General features: G+C 66.4%; 15 protein-coding genes. 9 read left to right on the top strand and 6 right to left on the bottom strand.

Annotated elements, in window-relative coordinates; genetic code table 11:
- The first annotated feature begins 3 nt into the window (after positions 1 to 3).
- The 3 genes from ACFXHA_RS11410 (at position 4) to ACFXHA_RS11400 (ending at position 3718) form a co-directional block, all read left to right on the top strand.
- Complete coding sequence (locus ACFXHA_RS11410) at positions 4 to 732, top strand: IclR family transcriptional regulator (RefSeq protein ID WP_379355507.1); 729 nt, start codon at positions 4 to 6, stop codon at positions 730 to 732.
- Between the two features lie 92 nt (positions 733 to 824).
- On the top strand, positions 825 to 1883 hold the full coding sequence (locus tag ACFXHA_RS11405; RefSeq protein WP_379355505.1) for an ATP-binding protein: 1059 nt from the start codon (positions 825 to 827) through the stop codon (positions 1881 to 1883).
- 2 nt (positions 1884 to 1885) lie between these two features.
- Positions 1886 to 3718: a hypothetical protein gene (locus tag ACFXHA_RS11400; RefSeq protein WP_379355503.1), complete on the top strand. Its 1833-nt coding sequence runs from the start codon at positions 1886 to 1888 to the stop codon at positions 3716 to 3718.
- 41 nt (positions 3719 to 3759) lie between these two features.
- Here the strand turns inward: ACFXHA_RS11400 and ACFXHA_RS11395 are convergent, their stop codons facing one another.
- Positions 3760 to 3948 carry a hypothetical protein gene (locus ACFXHA_RS11395; protein ID WP_379355502.1) on the bottom strand — a complete coding sequence of 63 codons (189 nt, stop codon included), beginning with the start codon at positions 3946 to 3948 and terminating at the stop codon, positions 3760 to 3762.
- 44 nt (positions 3949 to 3992) lie between these two features.
- Here ACFXHA_RS11395 and ACFXHA_RS11390 point away from each other — a divergent pair, with 44 nt between their 5' ends.
- The 5 genes from ACFXHA_RS11390 (at position 3993) to ACFXHA_RS11370 (ending at position 9387) form a co-directional block, all read left to right on the top strand.
- On the top strand, positions 3993 to 4757 hold the full coding sequence (locus tag ACFXHA_RS11390; RefSeq protein WP_379355500.1) for a DUF5134 domain-containing protein: 765 nt from the start codon (positions 3993 to 3995) through the stop codon (positions 4755 to 4757).
- Between the two features lie 103 nt (positions 4758 to 4860).
- Positions 4861 to 6087, top strand: a complete 1227-nt coding sequence (locus ACFXHA_RS11385; RefSeq protein WP_379355498.1) for an aspartate aminotransferase family protein — start codon at positions 4861 to 4863, stop codon at positions 6085 to 6087.
- A 194-nt stretch (positions 6088 to 6281) separates the two neighbouring features.
- The gene (locus ACFXHA_RS11380; RefSeq protein ID WP_379355496.1) at positions 6282 to 6611 is read left to right on the top strand and encodes a hypothetical protein; all 330 of its coding nucleotides are present in this window, start codon (positions 6282 to 6284) and stop codon (positions 6609 to 6611) included.
- Entirely contained in the window at positions 6611 to 9019 is a 2409-nt protein-coding gene (locus ACFXHA_RS11375) for a hypothetical protein (RefSeq protein WP_379355494.1), read from the top strand. Before ACFXHA_RS11380 ends, ACFXHA_RS11375 begins: the two co-directional genes overlap by 1 nt.
- Positions 9016 to 9387 (top strand): hypothetical protein, encoded by a 372-nt coding sequence (locus tag ACFXHA_RS11370; protein WP_379355492.1) that lies wholly within the window; start codon positions 9016 to 9018, stop codon positions 9385 to 9387. Before ACFXHA_RS11375 ends, ACFXHA_RS11370 begins: the two co-directional genes overlap by 4 nt.
- A 7-nt stretch (positions 9388 to 9394) precedes the next feature.
- Here the strand turns inward: ACFXHA_RS11370 and ACFXHA_RS11365 are convergent, their stop codons facing one another.
- Positions 9395 to 10942, bottom strand: a complete 1548-nt coding sequence (locus ACFXHA_RS11365) for an MFS transporter (protein ID WP_379356633.1) — start codon at positions 10940 to 10942, stop codon at positions 9395 to 9397.
- 138 nt (positions 10943 to 11080) lie between these two features.
- On the opposite strand from ACFXHA_RS11365, the gene ACFXHA_RS11360 reads away from it, so the two are divergent.
- Positions 11081 to 11434, top strand: coding sequence for a VOC family protein (locus tag ACFXHA_RS11360; RefSeq protein WP_379355490.1), 354 nt, complete (start codon positions 11081 to 11083; stop codon positions 11432 to 11434).
- Between the two features lie 9 nt (positions 11435 to 11443).
- Here ACFXHA_RS11360 and ACFXHA_RS11355 read toward each other — a convergent pair whose 3' ends face one another.
- The 4 genes from ACFXHA_RS11355 to ACFXHA_RS11340 all read right to left on the bottom strand — a co-directional run bounded on the left by ACFXHA_RS11355 (position 11444) and on the right by ACFXHA_RS11340 (position 14232).
- The gene (locus ACFXHA_RS11355; RefSeq protein ID WP_379355488.1) at positions 11444 to 12136 is read right to left on the bottom strand and encodes a PhzF family phenazine biosynthesis protein; all 693 of its coding nucleotides are present in this window, start codon (positions 12134 to 12136) and stop codon (positions 11444 to 11446) included.
- A gap of 21 nt (positions 12137 to 12157) precedes the next feature.
- Entirely contained in the window at positions 12158 to 12907 is a 750-nt protein-coding gene (locus ACFXHA_RS11350; protein WP_379355486.1) for an HNH endonuclease family protein, read from the bottom strand.
- A gap of 152 nt (positions 12908 to 13059) precedes the next feature.
- Positions 13060 to 13599: a carboxymuconolactone decarboxylase family protein gene (locus ACFXHA_RS11345; protein ID WP_379355484.1), complete on the bottom strand. Its 540-nt coding sequence runs from the start codon at positions 13597 to 13599 to the stop codon at positions 13060 to 13062.
- Positions 13600 to 13644: 45 nt separating this feature from the next.
- The gene (locus ACFXHA_RS11340; RefSeq protein WP_379355482.1) at positions 13645 to 14232 is read right to left on the bottom strand and encodes a peroxiredoxin; all 588 of its coding nucleotides are present in this window, start codon (positions 14230 to 14232) and stop codon (positions 13645 to 13647) included.
- Positions 14233 to 14269 lie beyond the last annotated feature (37 nt).

Raw genomic sequence — 14269 nt, 5'->3', positions numbered from 1 at the left:
GCGATGAAGGACTCCGGCCGCACCAATACCGTCTCCAATTCGATCGCCATCCTCGAGGCGGTCGCCGATCGGGGCGCGGGCGTCACCGCCAAGGAGATCGCCGCGCATCTCGGCATCGCCCCCGCCACCACCTACCGGCTGCTCAATTCCCTGGTGGCCGACGAATATCTGGTCCGCACCGCCGACCTGCGCGGCTTCGCGCTCGGTGCGCGGCTGCGCGGTTTCGCCGCCGCGATCAATGTGCCGGTGCTGTCGACCGCCGCGCGCACCCTGCTCGACGAGTTCCGGGCTTCCACCCGATTCGCGGTGCACCTCATGAACTTCCGCCCGGCGGCCGTCCAGGTCCTCAGCGAGGACCCCGACCATCCGATCCCCGGCGAGCGCGAACTCTCCCGGCACCTGCACGCCTCCGCGGCGGGCAAACTGCTGCTGGCCTCGCACACCGAATGGCGCACGCTGGTGGCGAATCCGCCGCGCATCGCGCCGCGCACCAAGATCGATCATCCGGCGCTGGCCAGCGATCTGCAGTCGGTGCGCGACATCGGATACGCCCGCGCCGCCGATGAACTCGTGCCCGGGGTCGCGTGCCTGGCACTGCCCATCTACAACGCGCTGGGCACCCTCGCAGGCGCGCTGTGCCTGACCGGTCCGAGCAATCGCCTACCCGCCCTCGAGACGCACCGCGACCCGGCCCGCGAGTGTGCCGCCGGTCTCGCCCCGCTGCTGTACTGACCTTCCGATCCGGGTGCGCCGCCGGAAAAATCGGTGGCCGGGACCGAATGGGCGCTTCTACCCTGGGTGCACATTCGACCTGAAAGGACCACTTGGAAGCGACTGTCACGGTGACTCCGGATCAGTTGCCGGAGCTGCTGCTGCACATCGCGGTGGTGCGTCCGGTATTTCTGTGGGGAGCGCCCGGAATCGGAAAGAGCTCGCTGGTGCGGGCTTTCGCCGACGAGCTCGGCGTGGAGTGCGTCACCCTGCTCGGCACCCAGCTGGCGCTCGAGGATCTCATCGGCGTGCCGCAGATCGTGGGGGACCGCAGCCGATTCGCGCCGCCGGAGATGATCGCGCGTGAGCAGCCCTACTGCCTGTTCCTCGACGAACTCAATGCCGCGCCCGCCGAGGTGCAGAAATCCTTCTACTCGCTGATCCTGGATCGGCGCATCGGCAACTACGAGCTGCCCGCCGGGTCGGTCGTCATCGGCGCCGGCAACCGCGCCACCGACAACGCGCTCGCGCGGCCGATGGCCTCCGCGCTGGTCAACCGCATGGTGCACGTGCACCTGCGTGCCGATGTCGACGACTGGCTGAAGTGGGCAGCCGGCAACGACATTCACCCGTGGATCGTCGAATACCTGATGCAGCGGCCCGATCACCTGTGGGCGCAGCCGCCCAAGACCGAGCAGCCGTTCTCGACCCCGCGCGGCTGGCACATGCTGTCGGACGCCCTGCACTCCTACGGCGGCGAGATCGACGACACCGTGCTGTGGGTGCTCGCCTCCGGAATCCTCACCACCGCACACGCTTCCGGCTTCCGCGCCTTCGTCAAGACCGTGCGCCACGCCTACGACCTGGAGGCGGTCATCAAGGGTGACGCGGGCTGGCCGCGCAATCCGGCCGACCGCGACCTGCTGTACTTCCTGTCGGAGGCCTTCCGCGCCCGGTTGATCAAGGACCTGCCCGACTCCCGTGAACACGTCTCGGCCGGGCTGAAGCGATTCGTATTGCGGGCCAAGACCATGCTCACCGAACTGGCCGAGATCTCGGTGGAGTGCGCGCAACTGGTGATCGCCTCCGACGACGACGGCCTGCCGGTGCTGCCGTCCTGGTTCCTCGTGGAGGTCACCCGCGACCTGCCTCGCCTGGCCGCCCGGAGGTAGCCGTGGCCGGACGTTCGAATCGCAAGCGCGGCAAGGTGATCGACCCGTGGCGCGAGCACATCGAGGCCGGGTGGCGGCAGGTGAACGGGCTCGCCGTCTTCCGGCGGATGAGCTGCCAGCGCTACGAGGACGACGCTGACCGGCTGCCCCGGGACGTGTGGGCGGTCGCTTCACCGCACGGCACCGTGCGCTACAACCCGAAACAGCGTGGCACCGCCGACGAATGGGCCTGGGTGTTCGCGCACCTGCTGCTGCACCTCGGCTTCGGTCACCTCGATCCGCGTGCCGTCCCCGAGCGCGCGCTGGCGGTGAACGCGTACGCACGCACCTGGATCGACGCACCGCACGAACCGCATCCGGTGTACCGAGCCGCCTGCTGCGCGATCGTCGACCAGTACCTGCTGACCCTCAAGATCGGTCATCCGCCCGAACCGCTGCCGCCCCCGCCCGCCGGTTCCGACGAGCAGGCACTGGCCGAACGCTGGTGGCAGACAAGCGTTCCGGAGCCGTATCGTCGGCCCGAGTTCCCGGACTTCTTCATCGGTTCCGCGGGCCTGGCGAAAAGCCACGACCACCAAACGCATTTCGCCATCGGCATCGGCGAGGCGGCCCGCGACGCGCTCGCCGAGGCCGGTCACGATGTCACCCGCGGCCGGGTCGAGAAGATGCGGGTGTGGGACCGGGCCCTCAACTGGTTCGTTTCTTCCTACCCGCTGCTGGGCGCGCTGGCCGCCGGGATGAAGATCGTCGCCGACGCGGACGTGGCACGCGGCTGGGACATTTCGATCGCGGCCGTCAATGCCGAAGCGGCCGAGATCTACATCAACCCGTTCGCCGGGCTCACCGACGAGGAGTGGAAGTTCGTCCTCGCCCACGAGATGCTGCACGCCGCGCTGCGGCACGGTGAGCGCGCGGGCTGGCGCGACCACTACCTGTTCAACGTCGCCTGCGACTACGTGGTCAACGGCTGGCTGGTGGAGATGGGTGTCGGGCAGTTGCCGGACGGCCTGCTCTACGACCCGGATCTGAAGGGGCTGTCCGCCGAACAGGTCTACGACCGCATCGCCATCGACCTGCGCCGGCTGCGCAAGATCGCCACCCTGCGTGGGCGTGGCAAGAGCGACATCTTCGGAGAGCCGCTGCCGCACAGTCACACTCCCGGCCGCTACCTGGACCTGGACGAGTACTACCGCAACGCGATGTGCACCGGGCTGGCCTACCACCAGTCCGGTGGCCGCGGCCTGCTGCCCGCCGGACTCGAACAGGAGATCCGTGCGCTCGACCAGCCGCCGCTGCCCTGGGACGCCCAGTTGGCGCAGTGGTTCGACGAGCACATCCCCGCGGTGGAGAAGCGTCGCAGCTACGCGCGCGCCTCCCGCCGCCAATCCTCGACGCCCGACATTCCGCGCCCGGCGTGGATGCGGCCCGAGGAAGCGGTGCGGCTGCCCACCTTCGGTGTCGTGCTCGATACCTCGGGATCGATGTCGGCCGCGCTCATGGGCAAGGGTCTGGGTGCGATCGCCTCCTACGCCACCGCCCGGGACGTGCCGCGTGCCCGCGTCGTCTACTGCGATGCGGCCGCCCACGACGCCGGGTATCTGCCCGTCGACGAGATCGCCGCCGGTGTGCGGGTGCGCGGGCGCGGCGGCACCGTGCTGCAACCGGGGATCCGGCTGCTCGAGCGTGCCGACGATTTCCCGCCCGAGGGGCCGATTCTGGTGATCACAGATGGCGCGATCGATGTGCTGCGCATTCGCCACGAACACGCCTACCTCATCCCCGCCGGCGCGTCCCTGCCATTCCGTCCGCACGGGCCGGTCTTCCGAATCCGCTGACCCGCAACCCCTTCCGGGTCAGCTCCGGGGCTCCGGTGCGATCAGTCCCGCGGTGAGCGATCCCCGCAGCTCGCCTCCAGTGCGCTCAGCCGCGCGTCGAAGCCGCGCATGTCCTGCAGGATGCTCTTCATCGCCTCGGTCATCTGCTCGACCGAATAGCGCAGCAGGTTCAGGTTCGCTCGTAAATCGGCGATGGGGTCGATCTCTTCGGCGTTCGGGCGCGGCCGCATTGGGTACTCCTCTGTTTATTCGTAAACGCAGCAACCGTCGCAGGGTGAGGGCACCGAGTGAATCGGCCGGTCAATCGGTCACCCAGTGGCGGTGCGGGGGCGGCGGATTCGGCAGCGCAAGGGCGGACGCGTTCCGCCCGGCCGGTGTCACCATGGAAGTGGAAGCCGATCGCCGCGGTGAGAGGTGGTGGGATGCGGTGGAATTCGTGGAGCAGTACGGGGTACTGCGCTGGATTGCGGTGATCTCCTTCTGTACGGCGGCCGTCATCGTGGTCGCCAGGCTGGGGCAGGGCCGGGAGCGGCCCGGTGAGAGTGCGGATCAGAGCTCGGATGCCGCGCACTTGCTGATGTGCCTGGTCATGCTGGGAATGCTGGTGTTTCCGATGGCCGTCCGACCCGACGCGGTGCGCGGGGTCCTGACGGCGATGGTGGTGGTGTACACCCTGGTGCTGGGAGATCGAATGCTGCGGTGGCGCAGCGGGATCGGGACCGTCGACAGCGGGGGCAAGGTCGGCGTGTTCGCGTATCACGTGGTGACGGCCGCGGCGATGTTGTACGCGATGAGCGGGCACGGGTCGCACGGGCAGATGGTGATGCGCGGGCACGGGGGGCCCGCGCCCGCACCGATGTACGCCCTGGCGGCCCTGTTCGCGGTGGACGCGCTCGTCATGGCCGTGCCCGCCCTGCGCGCCCGATTGCCACGGGTGTTCCCGCACCCCATGGGGACGCCCGGATCACTGACCGTCATCCCGCACCTGGTGATGGATCTCGGTACCGCCTACATGCTGGTGGCCGCCGCGACCGCCTGACCCGGGGGCCGTTCGACCTGATCACCGTCGAAATGGTGAGATAGAGAGGTTGAGTCGGTTCGCCCGATTGGGTGTGGCCGGTGCCGGGTGATGGAGGTGCTTGATGGGTTCGCTGTGGCATGGCTTCGCCGATATGGGCGCGGTCGAGCGCGACGGTGCGTTCGTGGTGACGCGCGGCGAGGGCGCGTACATCTGGGACGAGGGTGGCACGCAGTATCTCGACGCCACCGGCGGACTGTGGTTCGCCAATATCGGACACGGTCGTCGCGAGATCGGCGACGCGGTGGCCGCGCAGCTGACCCAGGTCGCGCACTACTCCAACTTCGGTGACTTCGCCGCCCCGGTCACCCGCGATCTGGCCGAACGGCTCTCGGCAATCGCGCCGGTGCCCGGCAGCAAGATCTTCTTCACCTCCGGCGGCTCCGACGGCATCGACACCGCCGCCAAGCTGGCCCGGCGCTACTGGCAGGAGATGGGCCGTCCCGACAAGACCATCCTGGTCGGCCGCCAGAAGGCGTACCACGGCATGCACGTCGGCGGCACCTCGCTGGCCGGCATCCCGGTCAACGGCGAGGGCTACACGGGCGTGTTCATGCCCGACACCCGCACCATCGAGTGGGATCAGGCCAAGGGTCTGACCGCGCTCATCGAAGAGGTCGGCGCGGACCGCATCGCGGCCTTCTTCGCCGAACCCATCATCGGCGCCGGTGGCGTCTACCTGCCGCCGGAGGGCTACCTGACCGAGGTCCGCCAGATCTGCCGCGACAACGACATCCTCTTCGTCGCCGACGAGGTCGTCACCGGCTTCGGCCGCATCGGCGGATCCTGGTTCGCCTCTTCACGATTCGGCCTCGAACCCGACATCATGACCACCGCCAAGGGCCTCACCTCCGGGTACGTCCCCATGGGCGCGGTCTTCATCGCCCCCCGCATCGCCGAACCGTTCTTCTCCGGCGGCGTGTGGTGGCGACACGGCTACACCTACGGCGGCCACGCCGGTGCGGCCGCAGCGGCCATGGCCAACCTCGACATCTTCGAGCGCGAGAACCTCCTCGCCGCCAGCAAGAACCTGGAATCCCTCCTCCACCAGTACTTCTCGCCGCTGGCCGCCCACCCGCGCGTCGCCGAGGTCCGCAGCGGCCTCGGCGCAGTAGCCGCCGTCCAGCTCGCCGACCCCGCCGAGGCCCTCCCCATGGTGAAAACCCTCCGTGCCCACGGCGTCTCAACCCGCGCCGCCGGCCAGGGAGCCCTCCAAATCTCCCCAACCTTCGTCATCACCGAGCCCCAGGTCGCCGAAATGGCCGCCCGCTTCGCCGCCGCCCTCGGCTGACCCGAATCGGCGTCCTTTACGAAATCTGAACAACGGTGAACTGGTGGCCCGGGCAGACGCCCGGGCCACCAGCGCATTTGCCCCCCATCCCCGCCTGATCGTCAATGATGCGTAATTGCAAGGCATTTCGGTCTTGGATAGCGTCGATGACTCGATTGTGAATATCGGCCTGGGAGGGGACCTGAGGTGGGGGCATGAAGATCGATCCGGATTCGTTGACGAGCGCCGCGGTCAACATCGGCGAGCTCGGTGAGGCGGTCAAGGACACCGCGGTGTTCCCGCCGTTGAACGCGCAGCGCGGGGTGGACGCGTTGAAAGGTTCCAAGATCGCGGCCGCACTGGGCGGCTCGCTGTTCGCGATGAAGGCCGATGATGTGGGCGCGCAGGCGATGAACGTCCTCGCTTCCCGCTACGCGGGTTTCGCCGGTCTGCTGGAGCAGGCGGCGGTCACCTTCGCCGATACCGACACCGAGCTCGCCGCACAGTTCAAGGGTCTGGTCGATCTGAACGCGAGCGAAGTCTGATGGCCACTCCGACGAAGTCGCAGGTGATGAGCTGGAAGACCGGGGTACTAGGCCAGATCGCACTGGACGCGGGCAAGGTCCGCGACGCCATCGATACCCAGGCTGACACTCTCAACCGCACCATCTCCGCTCTGGATTGGTCGGGAGCGGCCCACGACGGCGCACTCGGCCGCGCAGACAGCGAAAAGATCCAGCAGCGGGCCCTGGCCACCTCGTACGACAATTTCGCTCTCGCCCTCGAAGGCGCGGAAGGTGAAATCGACTACCCGATCAGCCAAATCCAGTCCACGCTCACATCGTTGCCGACGGGCTGGTCGGTGGCCGAGGACTTCACCGTCACAGCGCCCAACCAGTCCAAAACCAACAAACCCAGCGACAACGACAAGAACCAAGCCGCCAACGACAGCGTCAGCCTGCAGGGACTGGCGCGGGCGATCGGCGAGTCGATGGACCACTGGGCCCCGAAAATCCTCGATGCCATCAACTCCATCTCCGGCATGGCCCCAACCAAAGCCCAACTGGCAGCGACCAACCCGCTCGACCAGCTCACCCCCGACCAGGCCCGCAAAGACCTCCAATCATTGAAGAACGGCACCGCCGACCCGTCCACCGTCGAACGACTCCGCCTCGCCACCCACCTCTCCGCCGACGACTCCACCGCCCTGGATACCGACGGCACCAAATCGGTGAACCTGCCCCAATTCGGCTACCTCCAGGCCTTCACTCAGGCCATGAACGGCATGTCTCCAGCCGACATCGACAAGCTTGGATCTACCCTGCCGGGCAACGAACCATCCATGGTCCAAGCCGCCATCGCCAACGATTTCCGCCTCATCTCCAACCCCCAGATCCACGCCGCGGGCCTTGACGGCCAACCCAGCGGTACGGACACCGGCGGCATGAAACAGCTCCCCGACACGGTCCAAACATGGCTGCGGCCCAACCCTTCCGGGTTGAACCTGAACGGCAAAGACGCACTGGCCAACGGCGGAGACAAGAATGCCGCCGTCTCCGCCGCTCTGAGCGACGGAACCAAGCAAATGGGTGCGCTGGCCGACCTGATGAGCAAGGGCGACACCACGATTCAAGGCAGTGACATCAACCGTGCCCTGATCAAGCAGGGTGCCGAAATCGCCGCCCTCGACACCGACAAGAACTCCGACACCGGCAAGCTCGCCGACAAGTTCTTGTTCGACGCAGCCGGCGACCACACCGCAGCTCGCGACGCCTTCACCAACCCCGATAACGTCATGGATGTCACCTGCACACCCGGCGGACATTACGATGCGGACAGCCACGTGTTGGACATCATTCAGCACCAATGGAATCCCGACCAGCTCGGCGCACAGAAGCTCGTCTCATGGATCGGTCAGGATGCCGGTTCCCCGAACCAGTTCCTCCAGCAGCGTGCCGGTGAATCAGCCACTGCGTTGGCGAATGTAATCGTCAAGAACCAGGCAACGCTGTCGCATGACATCCCGGGCTATTCCGGATACGTCTCCTTCGGCGAGTTGAACCCGAATCTGAGCATCGCCGTAGCGAAGTCACTCGAGCCCTACATCCCCAACTTCGTCGGAGTCAACGCCGGAATCCACGAATCCGACCTGCTCGTCAATCACTACGCCGGCAACCTCGCAACCGCCGGTACACACGCCGGCGTCGACTACACCGCCGGCGATCTGTCAAATCTGTTCAAGGTGATCGATTCGAACCCGCAGGCTGCCACGGAATTCAATGAGGCCGCTGCGCACCTGGCCGGGCAACTCGATTTCAAGGCCGGAGCCGGGTACGACTACGCAGCCCTCCAGAGTGCCCAGCTCACCGGGGCCATGCAGGCAGGTCTGCACGATGAGCTGAAAACCCTGATCGACATCGATCACCTGAACGCCAACGACGCTGCCACCGCGGCCTACAACAAGAAGCTGGAAATCGCCGACATTGTCACCGGAATCGTCAACGGAGCCGGTAGCTTCGGCCCGGAAGGCGGGGCCATATCCACCGCGGCCTGGATCCTCGACCCGATTATCAAGGCCCAGATCGAAACTCCCGACACCTACGGCATCAATCTCACCCCGACGCACTGGTCCAACGATCTCGCGCTGGCGCAGGGTATCGGCAGCTCCGATCCCCTCTATCAGGACGTCAACATCATCCGCGGTTACAACTCGCTGAACCCTGGAACGTTCGAAAGATTCAACACCTACGAATTCGATGGTCATACTCACAAATTCTTCGACGACCAAGGTCGGCCCAACGTGGAAGTGATAAAGAAGCACCCGGACGCATTTCAGCAGGCGCTGACGGACATAATGGAGAAACCGCTCGGGCGCTACGATTTGAATCATAACCAGGGCTGGGTGAAGGACGACATATCAGTTGCCGAACCGGAGGACGGGGATAGTCGATGAGGTGTGCTGTTCTCGGTCCGATTGTTGCGGTTTCCTGCGCCGTCTGTCTGCTTGTGGTCGGATGCTCGGCTGGGAATCCCGGCCGGTCGAGTAGCGTTGCTACGCAACAAGCGCCCACTACGAGTTACATCGACCCCATTTATAAAGACGTTGAAATGATTTCTGCCTACAACGATACGCATCCGGGAACGTTCGAAAGGTTCAATGAATACGAATTCGATGGCCGTACTCACGAATTCTTCGATTCGAGCGGCAAGCCTAATCTTGGAATAATAAAGGCGCATCTCGATGCGTTCATACAAGGGCGGGACGATATTATTCCAATTGGTTTCTCGTCGGATTATTTCAAGCAACACGGCTACAACTAGCCGGTGTTCAGTCGTGCCCGTGCCCGCCGGAGAGTTCACCAGCGGGCACGTGGCGTAGTCGGGCCACCGCGAGTACGCCCACGGCGACCGCGCCGATCGCCGCGACACCGGCGGTGATGTGGACGCCGTGGATGAAGGCCGCGCGGGCAGCCGTCAGGACCGTGTCGCCGAGATCGGCCGGGAGGGTGGCCGCCACCTGGACCGCCTCGCCGAGCGTCTCGCGGACGGAGTCCGCTCCCGGCACGTTGTGGGGCAGCGAATCGGCCAGGTCGCTGCGGTAGATGGCCAGGCTGATGCTGCCCAGGATCGAGATGCCCAGGGCGCCACCGAGTTCCGCGCCGGTTTCGGAGACGCCGGAGGCGGCGCCGGCTTGTTCGGGGGGAGCCGAGCCGACGATCAGTTCGGTGGTGATGCCGAACACCGGAGCCAAGCCCAGGGCGATCAGCAGGGAGGCGATCACCGCCATCGCGGGGCCGCCGGTTACCGACAGCTGGGTCAGCATGGCCAATCCGATTGCGGCCAGGACCATTCCGGCGCCGATCAGATAGGCCGGGCGGAGCACGCGGACGATGCGCGGGGCGGCCTGTGAGCCGATGATGAAGCCGATGTTGGAGGGGGCCATGGCTAGGCCGGCGGCCAGTGGGGTCATGTTCAGGACCAGTTGGAAGTACTGGGCTACGAACAGGAAGTAGCCGAAGGCCACGAAGATGGCGATCACATTGATGCCCAACGAGGTTCGGAAGGCGCCCAGCCGGAACAGGGTCAGATCCAGCATCGGATCCGGTCGGGTGCGCTGACGGTGCACGAACAACGCGCCCGCTGCGAGTCCCACCACGGCCGCGATCAACGGGACCGTGCCGACTCCGTCCTGCGCGATCTTCTTCATGGCCAGTACCAACGAGATCATGGCGACCACGCTGAGTGCGGCACTGACCAGATCGAGGCGACCGGCTTCGGCGTCACGGAACTCCGGCAGTACCCGGGGCCCGAGTACCAGTAGCAGCGCCATTACCGGGACGGCGAGGAAGAACACCGAACCCCACCAGAAGTGCTCCAGCAGAACGCCACCCAGCAGTGGGCCCACCACGCCACCGGCGGAGAACGCGCTCACCCAGGTGCCCACGGCCAGCGAGCGCTGGCGCGGATCACGGAACATATTGAAGATCAACGAAAGGGTGGAGGGGGCGATGGTGGCGCCCGCGATGCCCAGCAATGCGCGGCACGCGATCAGGAATTCGGCGCTGGGGGAGAAGGCCGCGACGATCGAGACCACGCCGAACAGTGCGCCGCCGAGCAGCAGTAGCCGCCGTCTGCCGATGCGATCGCCGAGCGTGCCCATGGTGATCAGCAGACCGGCCAGCATGAATCCGTAGACGTCGATGATCCACAGCAGTTCGGTGCTGCTGGGATGCAATGTCGCGCTGATCTCCGGCACGGCCAGGTGCAGCACGGTCAGATCCATGGCGTAGACCAGACAGGCCAGCGCCAGCACGCCGAGGCCGATCCATTCGCGGCGTCCCGCCCGCTCGGACCCCGCGAGCGTGGTCGATGGCATGACGGTGTCCACGACGAATAGTCCTTCCGATCCAGGCTGAGCTTTTGCCGATGAAGACGGCCGAGACTCCACCTTCTCATCGCCCACCGACAGGTTCGCAACCGAATTTCCCGGGCAGGCCGGCGGTACGCTGCGGGAATGGTCGAATTCGAGAGTTACCGGGCCAACCTCGAGGTGGCCGATCTCACCCCTACCGTCGAGTTCCTGCGCGATGTCCTCGGCTTCACCGTCGAGGTGCACGAACCGGCGATGGGGCTGGCGCTGATGCGTCGCGACGGGGTCGGGCTGGGCATCGTCGCCACCCCGAACCCCGCCGTCAACGAGACCACCGCCGGGTACGTCGGCGTGGCCGATGTGGATGCGCTGCATGCACACTGCGTGTTACACAACGCCGATATCGTTACGGGCCTGACCGAACATCCCTGGGGCCTGCGCGATTTCGTGCTCCGCATCCCCGGTGGTCACCGGCTCGCCTTCGGGCAGCGGATCTAGCCCGCGGGTCTAGATGGTGATCGGGTGGTCGGCGACCACGCGACCGCCCACGCGGGCCCAGCCGTCGGAATCCCATTCGGTGAAGATCTGCGACCCCTCGCCCTGGGTGATGTTGAGGCCCCGGGTGAGCAGCGCGGTGAGCCGGATGGCGGCCGCGCCGGTCGCCTCGTCCTCGGGAACTCCCATGGCGGGAGCGAACATTCGCGCCCGGACCGCACCGCGCGGTTCGTTGGTCCAGCCCCAGCAGTAGTGCTTGCCGTCGGGGAAATCGGCCGGATCCAGCGTCGCGATCTCGGCCGCGTCCTCGAACTGGTGGAATTCGAAGTTCGGCGCCCATTCGGCGCGGGCGCGGGCCCAGGTCAGTCCGTCGGTGAGGGTCACCTCGACCGGCCCGGCCGGTACGTCGATCACCTTGACCGGCGTCTGCTGGTCGTTGAGCCACCATGCGGTGCCGACGCTGGGATGCCCGGCGAAGGGGAGTTCGACGGTCGGTGTGTAGATGCGCATGCGCACCCGCCCCTCCGCCGGATCGTCCACCACCACGGTTTCGCTGTAGCCGACCCGCGCCGCGAGCGCCTGATGGTCGACGTTCTCGACGGCCGAATGCCGCGCGATGCCGAGGGGATTGCCGAAGCGTCCGGCCGGGTCGGTGAACACGCGCACGACTTCGATTTGAGCGCCATCGCTTTCCGGAACGGTCATGCCACGCGAGCTTACCGACAGTTATCGATTCGCGGGAGCCGTACAACTGTCGAGCATGTCCGCCAGGGCGCTCTTCTCGGTGGGCTGCACGGTCAAGCCCCATCGCGCCTTCACGCTGATCCAGCGGCGTGCGTAATCACACCAGTACGCCTGGCGTGGCTTCCACTGGTCCGGCGTCTTCGAACCCTTGTCCTGATTGGCCTGCTTCTGCACCGCCAGCAGATTGCCGACATCATTGGCGAACTGCTCGCGCCGGTCGGCCTGCCACTCGGAAGCGCCCGAGCGCCAGGCGTCCCCGAGCGCCACCACATGATCGATCTCGATTTCCGAGGCGTGCGACCGGTCGTAGGGCAGACGTTCCCCGCTGTAGGGATCGATCAGGGTGCCCGACAGCACCAGACATGAATTGCCGTCTCCCGCACGTTCTTCCGTGAGATCACGCTTCATGACGGCCTCGCGGGCGGTGCAGCCGTCGGGCAGCACCGGTTCGCCGCCGCGGCCCGACCAGCCGGGGCCGAAGGCATTGCGCTGGTAGGACTCCCAATTGCGGTTCCACGCGACGGTGAGCCGGTCGAGCCCACCGCGCGCCTGCGCGGCGTCCAGCAGTGCGGTGCCCGAGGCGCCGCCGAGTGGGGGTGGGGCGGGTTCGGGGGCCTGGTGGCGGTCGAGCCATAACGCCGTCGCGCCCGCGGCGACTACCAGCAGGATGGCCGAGGAGGCCAGGAACTTGCGCCTTCGACGCCGGGCGGGGGTCCGGGAGCGCGGGGGCATGCGGGGGAGTCTAGGTCGGCATTCCGGACCATCCCGGCATTGTTGCCGACCGGTGACCCGATTGCAGCAATCTGTTGGCAAACGAGAAAGGGGCTGTACACCTCGCGGTGCCCAGCCCCTTCCCGGGTAATTGCCCAGCCCCTTTCGGGGTATTACGCGGTGACCGTCGCCAGCGCCTCGGTCGAGGCCACGGCCTGGCCGACCCCGGCCACGATCGCCGCCGCCCGCAACGCCTCGAAGATCACCTCGCGCGACACGCCCTCCTCACGCAGCGTGTGCTCGTGCGCCTCCAGACAGTGCTGGCACCCGTTGATCGAGGACACCGCGAACGACCAGAGTTCGAAATCCGCCTTGTCCACACCCGGATTGCCGATGATCTGCATGCGCAGGCCCGCCCGCAGATCGTCGTAGCGACCCTCGAGGAACGCCTTGCCGCGGTAGAACACATTGTTCATACCCATGATCGACGCGGCGCCGAGCGCGGCGTTGTACGCCTCGGCCGACAGCACATCGGCGGCTTCTTCGGCGATCTCCCGCAGCGTGGTGGCCGAGCGGGTGGCCGCCGCCGACGCCAGCAGGGTGCCCCACAACTGCTGTTCGTTGAGCACGGTGGTGCGCGACAGCGAGGACAGGTTGAGCTTCAGATCCTTGGCGTACTCGGGTAGCGAGTTCTTCAGATTTTCGATGGTCACGACGAATTCCCTTGCGAGTGCTGGTGGTTGAAGAATGCTCGGTGCCTACACCGAGGCGGTCATGAGCTCGCCGGCCTTGATGGTCGGGTCGCCCTTCTTCCAGTTGCACGCGCACAATTCGTCGGACTGCAGGGCGTCGAGCACGCGCAGCACCTCGTCCACATTGCGGCCCACCGAGCCCGCGGTCACCGACACGAACTGGATCTCGTTGTTCGGGTCGACGATGAAGGTGGCGCGGTCGGCGACGCCGTCGGCATTGAGAACACCGGTGGCGGCGGCCAATTCGCGCTTGAGGTCGCTCAGCATGGGGAACGGCAGGGTCTTGAGCTCCTCGTGCTGGGCCCGCCACTGGAAGTGCACGAACTCGTTGTCGACAGACGCGCCGAGCACCTGGGCGTCGCGGTCGGCGAACTCGTCGTTCAGCTTGCCGAACGCGGCGATCTCGGTCGGGCACACGAAGGTGAAGTCCTTGGGCCAGAAGAAGACGATGCGCCACTTGCCCACGTAGTCGTCGCTCGAGATCTGGGTGAAGTAGTCGTCGGGCTGCTGAGCGTTCACCTTCGAGAGGTCACCGCCGATGACTGCCGTCAGGTTGTAGGCGGGGAACTGGTCGCCGATGGTCAGCAGGGCCATGCTTGCTCCTCATATGTAGTCGTACCGATTGTGTCGA

The sequence above is a fragment of the Nocardia sp. NPDC059240 genome (assembly GCF_042753865.1).
Classification (GTDB): Bacteria; Actinomycetota; Actinomycetes; order Mycobacteriales; family Mycobacteriaceae; genus Nocardia.
Note: the sequence above shows the minus strand (reverse complement) of the source record. Positions and strands in the feature narration are given on the sequence as shown.

Bases quoted from the DNA above. Each gene is read 5' to 3' on its own strand.
- ACFXHA_RS11370 (WP_379355492.1), top strand. From the start codon at position 9,016: ATGAGGTGTGCTGTTCTCGGTCCGATTGTTGCGGTTTCCTGCGCCGTC.
- ACFXHA_RS11410 (WP_379355507.1), top strand. From the start codon at position 4: ATGAAGGACTCCGGCCGCACCAATACCGTCTCCAATTCGATCGCCATC.
- ACFXHA_RS11340 (WP_379355482.1), bottom strand. From the start codon at position 14,232: ATGGCCCTGCTGACCATCGGCGACCAGTTCCCCGCCTACAACCTGACG.
- ACFXHA_RS11365 (WP_379356633.1), bottom strand. From the start codon at position 10,942: ATGCCATCGACCACGCTCGCGGGGTCCGAGCGGGCGGGACGCCGCGAA.
- ACFXHA_RS11350 (WP_379355486.1), bottom strand. From the start codon at position 12,907: ATGCCCCCGCGCTCCCGGACCCCCGCCCGGCGTCGAAGGCGCAAGTTC.
- ACFXHA_RS11385 (WP_379355498.1), top strand. From the start codon at position 4,861: ATGGGTTCGCTGTGGCATGGCTTCGCCGATATGGGCGCGGTCGAGCGC.
- ACFXHA_RS11360 (WP_379355490.1), top strand. From the start codon at position 11,081: ATGGTCGAATTCGAGAGTTACCGGGCCAACCTCGAGGTGGCCGATCTC.
- ACFXHA_RS11375 (WP_379355494.1), top strand. From the start codon at position 6,611: ATGGCCACTCCGACGAAGTCGCAGGTGATGAGCTGGAAGACCGGGGTA.
- ACFXHA_RS11380 (WP_379355496.1), top strand. From the start codon at position 6,282: ATGAAGATCGATCCGGATTCGTTGACGAGCGCCGCGGTCAACATCGGC.
- ACFXHA_RS11395 (WP_379355502.1), bottom strand. From the start codon at position 3,948: ATGCGGCCGCGCCCGAACGCCGAAGAGATCGACCCCATCGCCGATTTA.
- ACFXHA_RS11355 (WP_379355488.1), bottom strand. From the start codon at position 12,136: ATGACCGTTCCGGAAAGCGATGGCGCTCAAATCGAAGTCGTGCGCGTG.